Source organism: Streptomyces griseoaurantiacus (assembly GCF_036189845.1).
GTDB lineage: Bacteria > Actinomycetota > Actinomycetes > Streptomycetales > Streptomycetaceae > Streptomyces > Streptomyces griseoaurantiacus.
Genome location: NZ_CP108326.1, coordinates 159,929 through 174,373, shown reverse-complemented (window position 1 = coordinate 174,373; position 14,445 = coordinate 159,929). Strand labels below are relative to the sequence as shown.

Here is a 14,445-nt window from a genome sequence, read left to right as displayed (position 1 = left end):
CGAGGAGGCGTGGTGCTCACCACCCGCCCCGCGTCGCGGACCGCCCCGAGCGGTCCCACCATTCCCGCGCCGGGGACCACAGAGGGCTGCCGCCGGGAATCCGGCCGGCGCCCGCCGTGCCGTCCGCCGGATGCGGCCCGTGGGCGTGGCCCGTACGCAGGAACCCGACCGTGTACGTCCGGGTGACCGCCCCGTTGGCCGAGGTCACCGTCACCTTCCGCGTGCTCAGCCGGGAGGAGCCCGAGGTGAGCACGGTGCCGCCGTCGGTGACCTTCACCCGCGCCCCGGACGCGGCCGCGGCGGCCGTGACCGCCGGGAGCGGCCTGTTCGAGGGCCAGTCGACGACGTACGTGGACACCGCCGGGTCGAAGCCGTCGAGCTCCGCCCCGCCCACGGCGAGGGAGCGGGCGTCGGCGACGCTCGCCCGGGTGGCGTCGGCGAAGTTCGTCACCTTGACCGAACCGTCGGCGCGCACGACCACGTCCGCCGCCAGTGCGGCCGCCAGATTGATCCGCTGCCAGCTCTCGCGGCCCTCCCCGGTCAGGTCGAGCGGGTACCCGGAGTCCGTCGCCGTCTGCTCCAGAACCTGTGCGCGCTGCTCCTCGGTGAGGTCGGGGAAGGCGGTCACCAGCAGGGCCGCCGCGTCGGCCGGCACCTTCAGGGCCTGCCCGGCCTTCCCCGTCCGGGAGAACCCGTAGGTCAGCCGCTGGGTGTACAGGTCGACCGCCCGCGCCGGGCTCAGACCGGCGTAGGGATCACCCGCACAGGCCGTCAGGGTCGTCCCGTACCCCTCCTCCTCGCACCGCGCGAGCAGCACGTTCTCGATCTCGGTGTGGGCCTGCTGGAGCAGCCCCTCGAACGCGGGGTCCGCCCACCGGTGCGCCACGGTGGCCTGCGCGCCGATGCGGCCGCCCAGCACGTCCAGCGGGTAGTGGAAGCCGAGGATCACCCTGTTGTCCCCGTACTCCGAGGTGCGCGCCAGGATCGAGGGCGCCAGCTCCGGCAGCAGCGTGGCCAGGACCGTGCCGGCCTCGTAGCCGCTGTAGGTGTGGCCGCTCGGGTAGGACCCGCTGGTGGCCAGACCGCCGTAGGAGCCGTCCTGCGACTCGTAGATGTCGCCGCCCTCGCCCACGAACCCGAGCCGCACGTACGGGCGCAGGTAGGTCCAGTGGTTCTTCGCCGCGTCGTGGGTGTCGAGCTTCTTGGCGACGCGGGAGAACAGGGCGCTGGTCTTGGGCAGCCGGTTGTCCTTCAGCGCCTCCTCGTAGAGCGCGCCGAGCCGGGAGCCGAGGCCGTCGGCCATCGTGACGGTGGGACTGTGCGTGGCGTCGACCTCGGCCCGGTCCACCTCCTTCTGGGTCGCCGCGTTGTTGATGCGGACGGAGATCGTGTCGTTCTCGGCGGTGGGCGGCGTCCCGGCGGGCACCTTCCTGTTGGCGCCGAGGGTGCCGGCCGGGAGGTCGTCGAAGCCGTCGAGCAGGGACGTGAAGTAGTCCGTGCCGTCGCCGGTGGACGGCCACTCGTCCGAGGTGTAGTCCGCACCGAGCACGTCGTCCGGGAAGGGCGTCGGCTCGTACGTGCCCGGGTCGGCGGCCCCGCCCTTCGCGGCGGCTCTCGTGCCGGCCGTGACGGCGGCCCCCGAGGCCCCGGCCAGGGTGCGGGCGGTGACGGTCGCCGTGTGGGCCCTCGCCCCGCTTCCGGCGGTGAGCAGTGCGGTCTCCGCCGTCCCCGGGACGTACGCGGTGGTGCCGTCGTCGAGGGCGACGGTGTAGCCGAGGACCGGGGATCCGCCGTCGCCGGCGGCCCGCCAGGTGACCCGGACCCGCTTGCCCTCGGTGAGCACCCCGGTCACGGCCGGTGCCTGCGGCCTGGCGCCGCCGGTCACCACGGGTGCGGTGGCGGCGCTCGGCCGCGAGGTGCCGACGGAGTTCACCGCGCCGACCCGTGCCGAGTACGACCGGCCGGCGGGCAGCCGGGTGAAGGTCGTGGCCCGGCTCTCGGGATCGTGGACCTCGACCCGGTGCTCCTCGTCGAGGGTGATCACATAGCCGGTGACGGGGGAGCCGCCGGTGTCCTCGGGAGCGGACCAGCTCACCTTCACCCCGCTGCCGGACACGGTCGCCGACACGGCGCCGGGCGCCGCGGGCACCGTCTTCCGCTTCGTGGCGAGCCCGTCCATGGCGTGGGCGAGGGCCTTGCGGCGTGCGGTGAGCGTCTCGTCACCGGCGGCCTCGTCCGCCAGCGCGGCCTTCGCCGCGGTGAGAGCCGTGGTGAACGCCTTCCACGAGGCGTCCGTGTAGCGCGCGTCGACCAGGGCCGACGCGGTCTCGACCAGTTCCTCCAGGCGCAGCCTGGGCAGCGGGACGAGCTGCCCCGCGGCGAGGGTGAGGGAACGGGTCTGCGTGTCGACCTCCAGCTGGGCCGGGTCCTCGGCGCCGGCGAGGGTGCGGGCGGCGTCCAGTTCGCGGCGGAACACGCCGAAGTCGATGGCGCCGTACCGCTCCGCGTCCTCGGCGAGCCCCTGGTACCGCTCGATCGCCTTGTTCAGCGCGGTCCTGTCCGTCTCGGCCGGAGCCTCGACACGGCTGAACGTGATCCGGCCCAGGTTCGCGACGTACGGGTGCGAGGAGTCGGGTTGCGTCGTCAGCCGCAGATGGACGCCGTGCGTGCCGCTGATCCCCTTCGGCAGGGTCAGGCTCGTCGTGCCGCCCGAGGACCAGGCGCTGCCCGTGACCGGCAGCGGCACGGTCGCGTACGGCGTGCCCGGGTGCGCCGGGTCGAAGCCGTCCAGGTAGAGCTGTACGGCCGAACCGGTGCCGCAGCGCGCGGAGTTGTTGACGTAGGTGAGGGTGACGGTGTTCTTCGCCGAGCGGCCGAAGTCGATGTCCCCGTAGTCGAGCCACGCCCCGTCGTAGGTGCCGCCGAGGTCGGTGGCCGAGCCCGCGCCGCTCCAGCCGGCCGGCTCGCTCTTGAGTCCGCCGCCGCTGTGCGAGCGGAACGCCGTGGCGTCGAGGAACACCGGCGGCTCGGCGCTCCTGGTCAGGGTGAGCGCGTGGATGTTGCCCACGTAGGGCCGGTCGGCGGTCTGGGTGGTGGAGGCGAAGGCCGCGTACACGTCCTGGACGCCGGTGAAGACGTCAGGGGCGAGGCGCACGGTCGTGGTGGCGACGGTTCCCCAGCCCGGCCCGGTGTAGTCGAGGGGGACCTCGACCTTCCTCGGGCCGTCCTTCGCCCCGAGGTGCAGGACGAGGTGCGAGTCCGAGGCGGCACGGGACTGCGGCTTGTCGTAGCGGACGGTCAGGGTGTCGGCGCCGTCACCGAGGTCGGTGTCCCGCCACTCGGCCCAGGCGCCGTCCGTCACGTTCTCGAAGATGCCGCCCGAGAGCTTGAGCGGCTGCGAACCGTCGCCGGTCGCGGTGCTGTCGGCCGCGGTCAGCGTGGCGAGCGTGGTGGTGGGGGAGTCGGACACCTCGTAGGGCGAGAACTGGAACCAGTCGAAGTTCGACACCCACTGCTGCCCGGTGGGCGCGTGGAACACGAAGGTCGCGCGCGAGGCGTTCAGCAGGGCCTCGGGGTCGCCGACGTCCGCCCGGACCGTGGTGTAGTTCTGCCAGCTCCCGGTACCGGGCAGCGAGACGGTGGCGGCCACGGGGCCGTCCGCGTCACCGGCGTGGATGTCGACGCTGCTCGGCTTCGCCGTCGTCGCATGGGAGTTGGCGTAGCGCACGGAGACGCTGCGCGGGGCGACCCCGCCGAAGTCCAGCCTGGTGAAGCTCTCCCACGCGCCCTCGGTGACGCCGCCGAGGTCGCCGTCGGAGTAGTACGCCTCCTTCACCAGGTTCGGGCCCTCCATCGCGTCCGGGTCCTCGGCCTGCAGGACGGCGTAGCCGCCCTCGTCGAGGGCCAGCGCGTCGGCGGCGGACCGCAGGGCGTCGTGCGCGGCCATGAGGGTGGCGGTCGGGGCGGCGGTGTCCGCGAGGACGGTCCGCGCGCGTTCGAGCGCCGAGCGGAACAGGCTGTAGGAGCCGTCGGAATAGTGCGTGCCGCGCACCAGCGAGGCCTCGTCGACGAGGGCGGCCAGCTTCTTCCGGTGGGCCGCGGCCGTGGAGAGGAGGAGCGGATCGGTCACCGACACCCCGGTGCCGCGCACCGAGGAGGCGGGCACGCCGTGCGCGAAGGCCTTGTCGGCGAAGGTGAGGCCGATGCGCGCGTCCACCTTCGCGGAGCCGTCGAGCGACAGCGTCGCCGTGTGCGCCCCGGTCACCCGGAGGTTGGCGGTGAGGCCTTTGGCGAGGCCGGTCACCGAGGCCGCCCCGGTCGCGGTCAGGCTGGTGCCCGCGCGCGCGGCGAACCGGGCCCGCCCGGACAGGGTGAGCTTGACGCTCGCGTCGACCGTGCCGTTCGCGGCGGCCGCGACCGTGGCCGGGCGGGCGGAGAGGACCGTGTCGTCCTTGCCCGTCCCCGTGCCGCCGCCCGTGTCGCCGCCGTCGGTGTCCAGCGAGTACGCGGGCTCGGTGTCCGCACCCCAACGCGAGGGCTCGGACCCCATGGTGAAGCGCAGGGTGCCGCCGGAGACGATGCGGGAGTAGTCGAGCCAGGTGTTGTCGAACCGCTTGCCGTCGAGCGTCGCCCGCTGCACGTAGTAGTCGTCCGGGGAGACGCCGTCGGCCCGCACGGTGAACTTCGTGCCGCCCGCGTAGGTGATGGTCGTGGAGTCGAAGAAGGGGCTGCCGATCTGGAACTGGCTGGAGCCGGCGGTCACCGGGAACAGCCCGAGGGCGGCGGCGACGAACATCGTCGACATGGTGCCGGCGTCGTTGTCCATCGTCGGCAGGAAGCCGTGGGGCGACAGCTTGTACACCTCGGTCTTCACCGGCGGCCTGAACTCGCCGCCGGAGCTGGGCGCCTCGTTGGTGGAGCCGGTGGCGATGTAGCGGTTCCAGGTGGTGCCGGTGTAGATGGCGCGCACCCACTTCTGCGTCAGGCCGGGCTCGCCGACGTAGTTGAACAGGTAGGGCGCCTGGAGGTCGATCTCGTTGGCGTTGGAGTGCAGCATGGTCGAGCCGTCGTCGGCGTCGGAGTCCTCGCCGAACATGTGCCTGACCGCGGCCCGGCCGGCCTTCTCGCCGCCCATGGCCTCGAGCAGACCGCCCATGTCGTAGGCGTCGTACCAGTGGTACTGCCAGAGCGTGCCCTGGTAGAGCTTGGCCGCCTCGAACTTCTCGTGGTCGGCGCTCTCCCAGCCGCCGTCCGCCGCGCGCGGGGTGAGCAGCCCCACCTTCGTGCCGTCCGGCGCGCTCCAGGCCCCCGGCTTGACCAGGTTGTCGATGGCCATCGTGGACTGGGTGCGCAGCTTCTTCGCGTCCGCTTCCTCGCCGAGCGCGTCGGCGATCACGGACAGAGCCCACTGGTCGTAGCCGCGCTGGGCGGTCGTCCCGGGGTCCCCCGCGACGTAGCCCTGCCGCAACTGGGTGCCCGTGTAGTACCCGGTGTACGCCTTGAGCGCCGGGTAGGCCTCGTCGAGCCGGTCGAAGTTCTTGAAACCTTTGGACAGCGCGTCGGCGATGACCACGGCCGAGCGCTCCCAGCGCACGGTCGGCACCGTGTGGGTGAGGCTGCTCAGGCCCTTGCCCGTCAGACGCGCGTCGGCGAAGAGCAGGACGGCCGACTGCACCATGTCCCGGTAGGTGGCCGGGTCGATGTACGCCTCGACGGAGTACTTGCGGAAGTCGTCCCAGGTGGACCAGCCGTCGTAGTACGTGAAGCCGTTCGCCTCGTGCACCGCCCCGTCGACACCCCGGTAGGTGCCGTCGGTGCTGGTGGCGTTCACCGGCAGCGCGTACATGCGGTACAGGTGGGTGTAGAACAGCTTGCTGAGCTTCGCGCCGGGGTCCGAGGCCGCGGACGTCTTGACGGCGACCGCGCCGAGGGTGTCGTTCCATTCGGCCTTGGTCCGGGCCCGTGCCTGGTCGAAGCTGAGGTTCCCCACCTCGGCGCGCTGGTCGGCCAGGGCCTGGTCCGCGCTGATCGGCGAGAGGGTGACGCGCAGTTCGATGTCGTTCCCGGCGGCGGGGTCGAAACCGAGGACGACTCCGGTGTCGGTGCCGTCCTGCGAGGTGGCGCCGCTCAGCTTGCCGTCCGCGCCCCAGCTCTTGAACGAGGTGACGGGGGCGTCGGTGGTGGCGGCGTAGTACATCCGGTACGAGGCGCCGTTGAAGGAGCCGGCGATCTGCCCGGTGAGGGACGTGGTCCCGTCCTCGAGCGTCGTGGCCTTCAGGGTCGAACGGGTGCGGCTGGTGAAGTTGTTGGCGAGGTCCAGGACGAGCTGGGGGGAGGCCCCGGCGGGGAAGCGGTAGCGCTCCAGCGCCGTCCGCGTCGTCGCGGTCACCTCGGCGTCGATCGTCCCGGAGTCCGGGGTCACCTTCGAGCCGGTGCCGGAGAGGGCGCCGAGACCCACCCGGTAGTGACCGGGCGTCGCGTCCTCGTCCTCGTGGCTGTACGGGTGCGCGTAACTGCTCGCGGCGGGGCGGCTGTCGTAGCGCACGGAGGTCGGCACGACCAGCAGGTCGCCGCCGCCCCCGGAGCCGCCGACACCGTCGAGGTTCGTGGCGGTGAACCCGGCGATGTGGTCCTCGTCGTAGTCGTACCCGGAGTGGTTGCGGCCCGGCGTGGTCATCGGGTTGACCTTGGCCAGACCGTGCGGGGCCTGGGCACCCGGCAGGTCGTTGCCGTCGTCGCCGGCGGTCGAGACGAACGGGTCGACGAGCTTCGTGTAGTCCGTGCCGCCGGAAGTCCCCCCGGGGGCGGCGGACTTCGCGGGGGCGCCCGTGCCGGGCAGCGCGAGTGCCGTACCGCCGCCGCCCGCCAGCGCGGCGAGGCCGAGCGACCCGGCGAGCAGCGCGGCCACCGCGGCGCGCAGCGGCCGGTGACGGCGGCCGACCGGGGCCGGCGTCGAGGCGGCCCGGCGCGGGGGGACGTGGGGTCTTATGAGTCTTCTCGGCACGAGACCTCTCCAGCGTTCGCGATACCCGCGCACGCCCCGCCCTCACGTGACGACCCCGCTTGGACAACGTTGTCAACATCGAAACGGCCGGTACGTACGCACTCGGTGGACGACATTAATGGACCTTCGCGGAATTGCACCCGCCGCGTGCGGAATCGCGGTCGCCGTGTGCCCGACCGCTCCCTCATCAGACAGGGGAAAGGCGTCCGGAAGGCGAACCGCGGGCGTACGGATGCCCGCATGCGGGGGTGGACGGTCGGGGAGGCCGGAATCGAGCGGGCGGCTCGCGAGAGCGAGTGGCGCGGCCGGGGACGGCCTTCCGTCAGGGGGGCGCTCAGAGCGCGGCGGTGGCGTCCCGCACCTCGTCGAGTGCCTGCCGGGCGAGGGTGCCGAACTCGCCCGTGCCGCCGGTACCGCTCCAGCGCTCGTACGCCGTCTTCAGCGCGAGCGCGCCGAGTTGGGCGGCGACCTCCGCGGCGAGGACGGGTGCCCCGCGGTCCGTCAGGGCCCGGGTCAGCGCGGCGGTGAGGTGCAGGCCCTTGAGGGCCTCGCGCTCCTGGAGTTCGGGGTGGGCGTCGATGACGGCACGACGGCGGGCCACGAAGAGGTGGCGCTCGGGGGTGAACACCTCACGCCCGAGCGCGTCGAGGCCGCGCGCCACGGCTTCGAGGGGCGTGGCGGCGGGCGGTGCCGCGGTGAGCGCGGCGAGGAGCGGCCCGGTGAGCGTGTCCTCGCCGAAGAGCACCGCCCGCTTGTCCGGGAAGTGGCGGAAGAAGGTGCTCTTCGCGAGCCCGGCGCGTTGCGCGATGTCGAGCACGGTCGTGTGGTCGTACCCGCGCTCGTCGAACAGGTCGAGGGCGGCGGTGGCGAGTCGTTGCGCGGCATTGGGTTCCCAGCGGGCCATGCCCACAGCTTACGGGACTTGGTCCCGTCGGGGTGTACAGTGATGGGACCAAGTCTCATCACTGAGTGTTCCGTGTGGAGGTATGTCATGAGTCGAGCGGTGGTGCACGAGAGGTTCGGCGGTCCCGAGGTGCTGGAACTGCGCGAGATCCCCGAGCCGCACGCCGAACCCGGCCGGGTCCGTGTGCGGGTGACGGCGGCCGGTCTCAATCCGATGGACTGGATCTTCGTCTCGTCGCCCGCGATCGCGGAACGGTTCGGGCTCTCCCTCCCCGGAGGCTTCGGCACCGACTTCGCCGGTGTCGTGGACGAGGTGGGTGAAGGGGTGGCCGGATTCGCCGTCGGCGACCGTGTGTACGGGGGCGCGACCGGCAGGGCCCTCGCCGATCTCGTGGTGGTCGACCCCGCCGCGGAGCAGCTCCTCCACACGCCCGAGGGAGTCACCGACGAGGTCGCCGCCACGCTTTCGGTGGCCGGGCTGACGGCCTCGGCGGCGCTCGACGCGATCGGCCTGAAGGAGGGCGACACGCTGCTGGTCGGAGGTGCCGCGGGCGGTGTCGGCGTGCTCACCGTGCAGCTCGCCCGACGGGCCGGCGCCCGGGTGATCGGCACCGCCTCCGAGGGCACCTTCGACTTCCTGCGGGAGTTCGGGGTCGAACCCGTCACCTACGGTCCCGGCCTGGTGGAGCGGGTGCGGGCGCTGGCCCCCGAGGGGGTGAGCGCGGCGACGGACCTGTTCGGCACCGAGACCGCCGAGGCGGCGCTCGCCCTCGGCGTCCCCGCCGCACGGATCTCCACGATCGCCGCCGGCACCGACGTGCCCGCGGGAGTACGGCCGACCGGCGGTTTCCAGGCCCGGCCCGAGGATCTGGAACGGATCGCCGCCGTGATCGCCGCCGGCGGGATCAGGGTGCCCCTCGCCGCCACGTTCCCCGTCGAACGGCTGCGGGAGGCCGTGGAGCTGCAGGCGGGCCGCCACGTCCACGGCAAGGTCGTGGTCACCCTCTGACGGGGGCACGCGGGTGGACACGCGGGCTCACCGGCGGACCGCGGACCGGGGGCGCGCGGCGGACGCGCGGGCGTGAGGACGGAGGGCGCCAGGCGGGCCGGGGTGCGCGGGGCCGGGGAGCACCCCGCACCCCGACCCCGCGCACCCGTCCCCGATGCTCCCCCCGACCAGCCCCGGCCCCGACCAGCCCCGGCCCTGACCAGCCCCGGCCCCGGCCCCGACCGGCCCCGGTCAGGGTAGGAGTTCGACGTACCCCTCGCCGCCGTGGACGCGGATCCGCTGTCCGTCCCTGATCAGCCGGGTGGCGCCGTCCACGCCCACGACGGCCGGCAGCCCGTACTCGCGGGCGATCACCGCGCCGTGGGTCATCAGACCGCCGACCTCCGTCACCAGGGCCGCGATCCCGAGGAACACCGGCGACCAGCTCGGATCGGTGAAGGCGGTGACCAGGATGTCGCCCGCCTCCAGCTCGGCCTCCGCCATGTCGCGCACCACCCGCGCCCGGCCCTCGACGGTCCCGGCCGACACCGGCAGTCCCACCAGGGCGCCCTCCGGCACCCCCTCCCGCCGGTAGGAGCCGGTGACCGTCTCGCCGTCCGAGGTGAGCACCCGGGGCGGCGTGAGGGTCCCGAAGAACCGGAACTCCTCCTTGCGCCGCCGGACCAGCCCCTCGTCCACCCGGCCCGTGCGCACCGCCTCGCGGAACTCCCGCAGCGTCAGGTGGAAGACGTCCTCACGGTCGGTGAGCGCACCCGCCGTCACCAGCCGGTCGGCCTCCGCGAGAAGCGCCTGCTTGTACAGGAAGAAGCGGTTGACGATGTCGTACTTCGGATACTCCCGGTAGCCGGCGAAGGCGCGGACCCGGTCGATCATCGCCTTGGCCTCGGCGGCCTTGCGTTCCCCGTCCGGCAGGGCCCGCAGGCGCTCCAGCACCTCCCGCTCCTTGTGCCGCGCCTCCTGCCGCCCCTCCTCGAAGCGGCGCTCGGCGGCGCCCGGTTCGGCGTTCCTGACGTGGTCGAGGAGGACGGGCAGAAGCGTGCCGGGGCGCTCGCTCCACCGCTCCCTCGTGAGGTCGATCTCGCCGGCGCAACGCATGCCGTACCGGTCGAGGTAGTCCCGGAGGGCGTCCCGGGCGTGCGCCCCGCCGGGAAGGTCCGCCAGCCGGTCCAGGAAGCCGCCGCGCTCGTCGTGCTTGCCGTGTTCGACGTTGCGCAGGAACGCCACCACCTCCGGGTACGGGCGGACGACGTCCGCCACGTCGAGCAGCGCCAGCCCCATCTCCGAGGTGATGTTGCCCGGGGCGGACAGGGTGAGCGCGTCGGCCGCGTTCTTCTCCCCGAGCCATTCCTCCAGCTTGTCGTTGAGCCACCACGCGGCCTCCATCCCCGCCGTGATCACGCGCAGGCTCGGCGGGTGGGAGAGGACCCGCTTGTGCTCCTGGGCGGCCGGCCCCAGCAGGAAGTCGAACAGTTCCGGTCCGCTCCTGTCGGCGAGGTCGCGGCGGAGGGCGGCCAGGGAGGCCCTGCTGTGGTCGATCAGTTCGGCGACGAGGGCCGGATCGGCCTCGAGCGGGGGCGGCGGGGCGGCCCCGGCCGGGGGCCCCGAGGGCACCTCGTCCGGCGGCGCGGGGAGGAAGTCCTTGCGCGCGAGGACGGTCTCCAGCGCGTCCCGGGTCACCGGGTCGGACCTGCCGATCATGTCCAGGAAGACGGCCCGGGCGGGCGAGGCCAGCCGTGGGGCCGCGTCGACGAAGAGCCTGCCGCCCGCCTCGAGCATCGGCGCCATGGCCATGAGCTGCCACACGGACAGCCCGAGGGCCTTCATCGGATCGGTCATCATCTGCTGGTGGCCGACGGACAGGTAGACGTGGTTGCCCCCGGCGGGGTTCTCGGGGAGCGGGAACAGCGTGGTGATCGGCCGGCTCTGCACGAACACGAAACCGTCCCCGGTCAGACACCACTCGATGTCCTGCGGGCGACCGAAGTGCGCCTCGATCCGCCGCCCCAGCGCCACGAGTTCCCGAACCCGCGCGTCACTCAGCGCCGGCTCCCGTTGCCGCCGCGGCTCCACCTCCACCGTCCGCGTGCCGCCGCCCGGGACGGCCTGCACGGCCCGCTGCTTGGCGCCGACCGACCGGGCGAGGATCTCCTCGCCGCGCACGGTGAACACGTCCGGGGTCACCGTGCCGGACACCAGGGCCTCGCCGAGACCGAAGCCGGCGTCCACGGTGGCGACCGTGCGGTTGCCCGAGACCGGGTCGGCCGTGAACAGCACGCCGGCCGCCTCGGGGAGAACCATCCGCTGCACGACCACGGCCATGCCGACCGTTCGGTCCTCGATGCCGTGGTGCCGCCGGTAGACCACCGCCCGCTCGGTGAACAGCGAGGCCCAGCACCGGCGGACGTGCCGCAGCACCTCCTCGGCTCCGAGGACGTTGAGGTAGGTGTCCTGCTGTCCGGCGAACGAGGCCGTCGGCAGGTCCTCCGCGGTCGCGCTGGACCGCACCGCGTACGCCACGCCCTCGCCTGACCCGGCGAGTGCTCCGGTGATCGCCTCGACGACCTCCTCCGGCAGGGGAGTGTCCTCGATCGTCCGGCGGATCTCCCCGCAGACCGCGCGGAGCGACTCCCGGTCCTCCGGATCCACGCGCGCCAGCCGCCCGATGCCCTCCGCGAGCGCGGGCACCCCCTCCAGCGCCCTCCGGTGGGCCGCCGTCGTCACACAGAAACCGCCGGGCACCCGGATGCCCTCGATCCGGGACAGCTCACCCAGGTGCGCTCCCTTTCCTCCTACGAACGCGACGTGTTCCCCGTCGACCTCTCGCAGATCCCACACGTACCGCTCGCTCACCGCGTCAGCTCCCTTTCCGCAGGTGGTGGCCCGAGCCGCAGATTGTCCGGTACGACGGGGGCCTTGCCGCAAGCCCCCCGGTGAGCTATACCTTGAGAGTGGCGAGGAGAGGCTGACTCCTCGCCTTCGTCATGTCCGCACGCCGCCCGCGCCCCGGCGCCCGTCGTGTCCGCACGCCGTGCCGGGACGGTGTCCGGCTACTGCTCTCCCAGTCCCGTGGCACGCTGGTCCACCTCGAACTCCGAGCGCCGCGCCCCGGCGAACCGGGTGGGCCGGAAGGGGCCGAGGAGTTCCTGCTCCTCGCCGGTGGTGACCTCGGCAGCCACCAGGCGTCCCAGGAGCGGTGCCAGGGTGATCCCGCTGTGCGAGACGAGGCAGTAGACGCGCGAATCCGCCGAGGCGTACCCGGCGACGGTGCGGCCGTCCGCGGGCAGTGAGCGGAAGCCGACGCGCAGGTCGATCTCCGGCCCCCGTTCGGAGCCGTCCAGCAGCGCCGAGAACCGCCCGGCGAGTATGCGCGCCACCTCTGCGTCCGGAGCGGGCGGCCGCGCCGGGTCGACCTCGGCGTTCAGGTCGAGGGCCTGCAGGACGGTGTGGCCGCCGGACGAGGGGCGGAGGTTGAGGCCCGGGCTGTGCACCACGCAGCGCAGGCCGAGCCGCGGCGACCTGGCGTAGCCGAGCAGTCCGACGGTCGCCGCCCCGCGGCCGGTCCCCGTCACCATGGGGATGTCGATCCCGGCACCCGCGGCGAGCCGGTGCGTCCAGCGGCCCGCCGCCAGCACCACCCGGTCGGCCCTGCGGACCTCGCCCCCGGCCAGGGTGACGGCCACGCCGTGCGGGACCTCGTCGAGGGCCACCACCTCGGCGGTCGCGTACGCGGCCCCGTGCCCGAGGGCGTCCGCGAGCAGGCCGCGCACGAAGACGTCCGGCAGCACGTAACCCTCGCCGGGGAAGTGCGCGAGGGCGGTGACGCCGTCCGGGACGCGCAGCGGGGCCGCGAGGCGTGCCGCCTCCTCGCGCGTGACCCAGCGGGCGGGGTAGCCCAACGCGCGCAGCCGTTCGACGTTCTCGCCGAGCCACCGTTCGCTCGCCGCGTCCGCCCATTGCAGTGCCCCGCTCGGGAAGTACGCGCGTGCGCCGGGCAGTCGCCCGGCCAGCCTGGCGTGTTCCGCCATGCCCTCGACGTTGAGCCGGTGGTAGGCGGGGTCCGGCTTCCGGCTGGAGTTGACCCACGCGAAGGTGGTCGCGCTGGTCCCTGTCCCGGCACCCTGCCGGTCGAGCAGCAGCACGTCCGCTCCGGCCCGGGCGAGCCGTCCCGCGACGCTCAGGCCCAGGACGCCGGCCCCGACGACGATGATCCTCATGGTCCGCGCGCTCCCTTCGGGACGGGCCCGGCGGGAGGAGCGCGGCGCCGGGCCGGCGGTGCGTGGCTCGGCACTCTCAGGTCAGCACCAGCCAGCGGCGGCCGTCGATCAGCTCCCGGGCCGCGTCGAGGTGCCCGGCGTGGCACGCCGTCTCGGTGATGACGTGCAGCAGGACGTCACGCAGGGTGTGCAGATGCGGTGCGCCGAACAGCTCGTGCGGCCACCAGGCCAGGGGGGCCTCGGCGGGGGTGGCGGTGATGAGGGCGTCGGCGAGCTCCGCCTCCCGCCGGTAGCGGTCGAGCACGTCGGCGGCCGCCGTCTCCGGGGCCACCTGCCATGCCTCGTCGCCGCTCGGCAGGGTGCGGATGACCTCCTCCTCGCCGGCGAGGACCGCGCGGAACCAGAACCGCTCCACATCCAGCGTCAGATGCCGGACCAGCCCCAGGCAGTGCCAACCGGAAGGCAGCACGGGCCGGCGGAGATCCTCCTCGGCGAGCCCGTCGAGGGCGCCGAGGACATGGCGCCGCTGTCCGTCCAGGGCCCGCAGCAGGGCCCCCACCTCACTGCCCGCGACCGGGCCCGTCACCTCGTTCGTCACGCACTTAGCATCGCCCAATTCGCCTTTTTCCGCGAGTGATTGGCCGACACGGGGCCCGCCGTGCGCAGGGCGCCTCCCGCGGACCCCGCCGCCGGTCCGTGCGTTCCGTGCGCGGCCCGGCCCGGCGGGCGCCGGTTCAGGCGGTGCGCGCCAGGGCCGGGACGCTGCCGCCGAGGGCGGCCGAGAAGCGGTCGGTCACCTCCTCCAGGGCGCGGGCGGTGGCGTCCGGGACGACGAGCGGGCCGGTGCCGCGCGGGATGTCCCGGTCGAGGGTGAACCAGCCCGGCACGATGTGGCTCGCGCCCATGGAGCTGAGGACCGGGCGCAGCGCGTAGTCGATGGCCAGGACGTGCGCCTGGCTGCCGCCCGTGGCCAGGGGCAGCACGGTCTTGCCGCTCAGCGCGTACTGCGGGAGCAGGTCGAGCAGCGACTTGAGCAGGCCCGAGTAGGCGGCCTTGTACACGGGGGTGCCGATCACCACCCCGTCCGCCTGCGCGAACAGCCCCGCGACGGCGGTGATGGCCGGGTGCCGGACGTTCGCGCCGAGCAGGACGTCGGCGGGCAGGGTGCGCACCTCCAGCGGTGTCACCTCGTGCCCCTGCTGCCGCAGGCGTTCGTCGAGGTGGCGCAGGAGCCGGGTGGTGCGGGAGGTGGGGGAGGGGCTTCCGGAGACGGACAGGACGACGGCCATGACGGTCACCTTTCGGGAGGGAGGCGG

The 14,445-nt window shown here is 73.7% G+C and carries 7 protein-coding genes; 1 reads left to right on the top strand and 6 read right to left on the bottom strand.

Annotated features, from left to right (window positions below):
* Nucleotides 1-16: 16 nt before the first annotated feature.
* On the bottom strand, nucleotides 17-7,003 hold the full coding sequence (locus OHB09_RS00765) for a glycoside hydrolase domain-containing protein (protein ID WP_328921427.1): 6,987 nt from the start codon (nucleotides 7,001-7,003) through the stop codon (nucleotides 17-19).
* Between the two features lie 334 nt (nucleotides 7,004-7,337).
* Nucleotides 7,338-7,907 (bottom strand): TetR/AcrR family transcriptional regulator, encoded by a 570-nt coding sequence (locus tag OHB09_RS00760; RefSeq protein ID WP_319350146.1) that lies wholly within the window; start codon nucleotides 7,905-7,907, stop codon nucleotides 7,338-7,340.
* A gap of 87 nt (nucleotides 7,908-7,994) precedes the next feature.
* On the opposite strand from OHB09_RS00760, the gene OHB09_RS00755 reads away from it, so the two are divergent.
* Nucleotides 7,995-8,915: an NADP-dependent oxidoreductase gene (locus tag OHB09_RS00755; protein WP_328921426.1), complete on the top strand. Its 921-nt coding sequence runs from the start codon at nucleotides 7,995-7,997 to the stop codon at nucleotides 8,913-8,915.
* A gap of 231 nt (nucleotides 8,916-9,146) precedes the next feature.
* Here OHB09_RS00755 and rph read toward each other — a convergent pair whose 3' ends face one another.
* The 4 genes from rph to ssuE all read right to left on the bottom strand — a co-directional run bounded on the left by rph (nucleotide 9,147) and on the right by ssuE (nucleotide 14,418).
* Nucleotides 9,147-11,765: a rifamycin-inactivating phosphotransferase gene (gene rph, locus OHB09_RS00750; protein ID WP_328921425.1), complete on the bottom strand. Its 2,619-nt coding sequence runs from the start codon at nucleotides 11,763-11,765 to the stop codon at nucleotides 9,147-9,149.
* A gap of 197 nt (nucleotides 11,766-11,962) precedes the next feature.
* Nucleotides 11,963-13,129, bottom strand: coding sequence for an NAD(P)/FAD-dependent oxidoreductase (locus tag OHB09_RS00745; RefSeq protein WP_328921424.1), 1,167 nt, complete (start codon nucleotides 13,127-13,129; stop codon nucleotides 11,963-11,965).
* A 76-nt stretch (nucleotides 13,130-13,205) separates the two neighbouring features.
* Entirely contained in the window at nucleotides 13,206-13,727 is a 522-nt protein-coding gene (locus OHB09_RS00740) for a DinB family protein (protein WP_191854280.1), read from the bottom strand.
* A gap of 136 nt (nucleotides 13,728-13,863) precedes the next feature.
* Nucleotides 13,864-14,418: an NADPH-dependent FMN reductase gene (gene ssuE / locus OHB09_RS00735; protein ID WP_328921423.1), complete on the bottom strand. Its 555-nt coding sequence runs from the start codon at nucleotides 14,416-14,418 to the stop codon at nucleotides 13,864-13,866.
* Nucleotides 14,419-14,445: the final 27 nt, after the last annotated feature.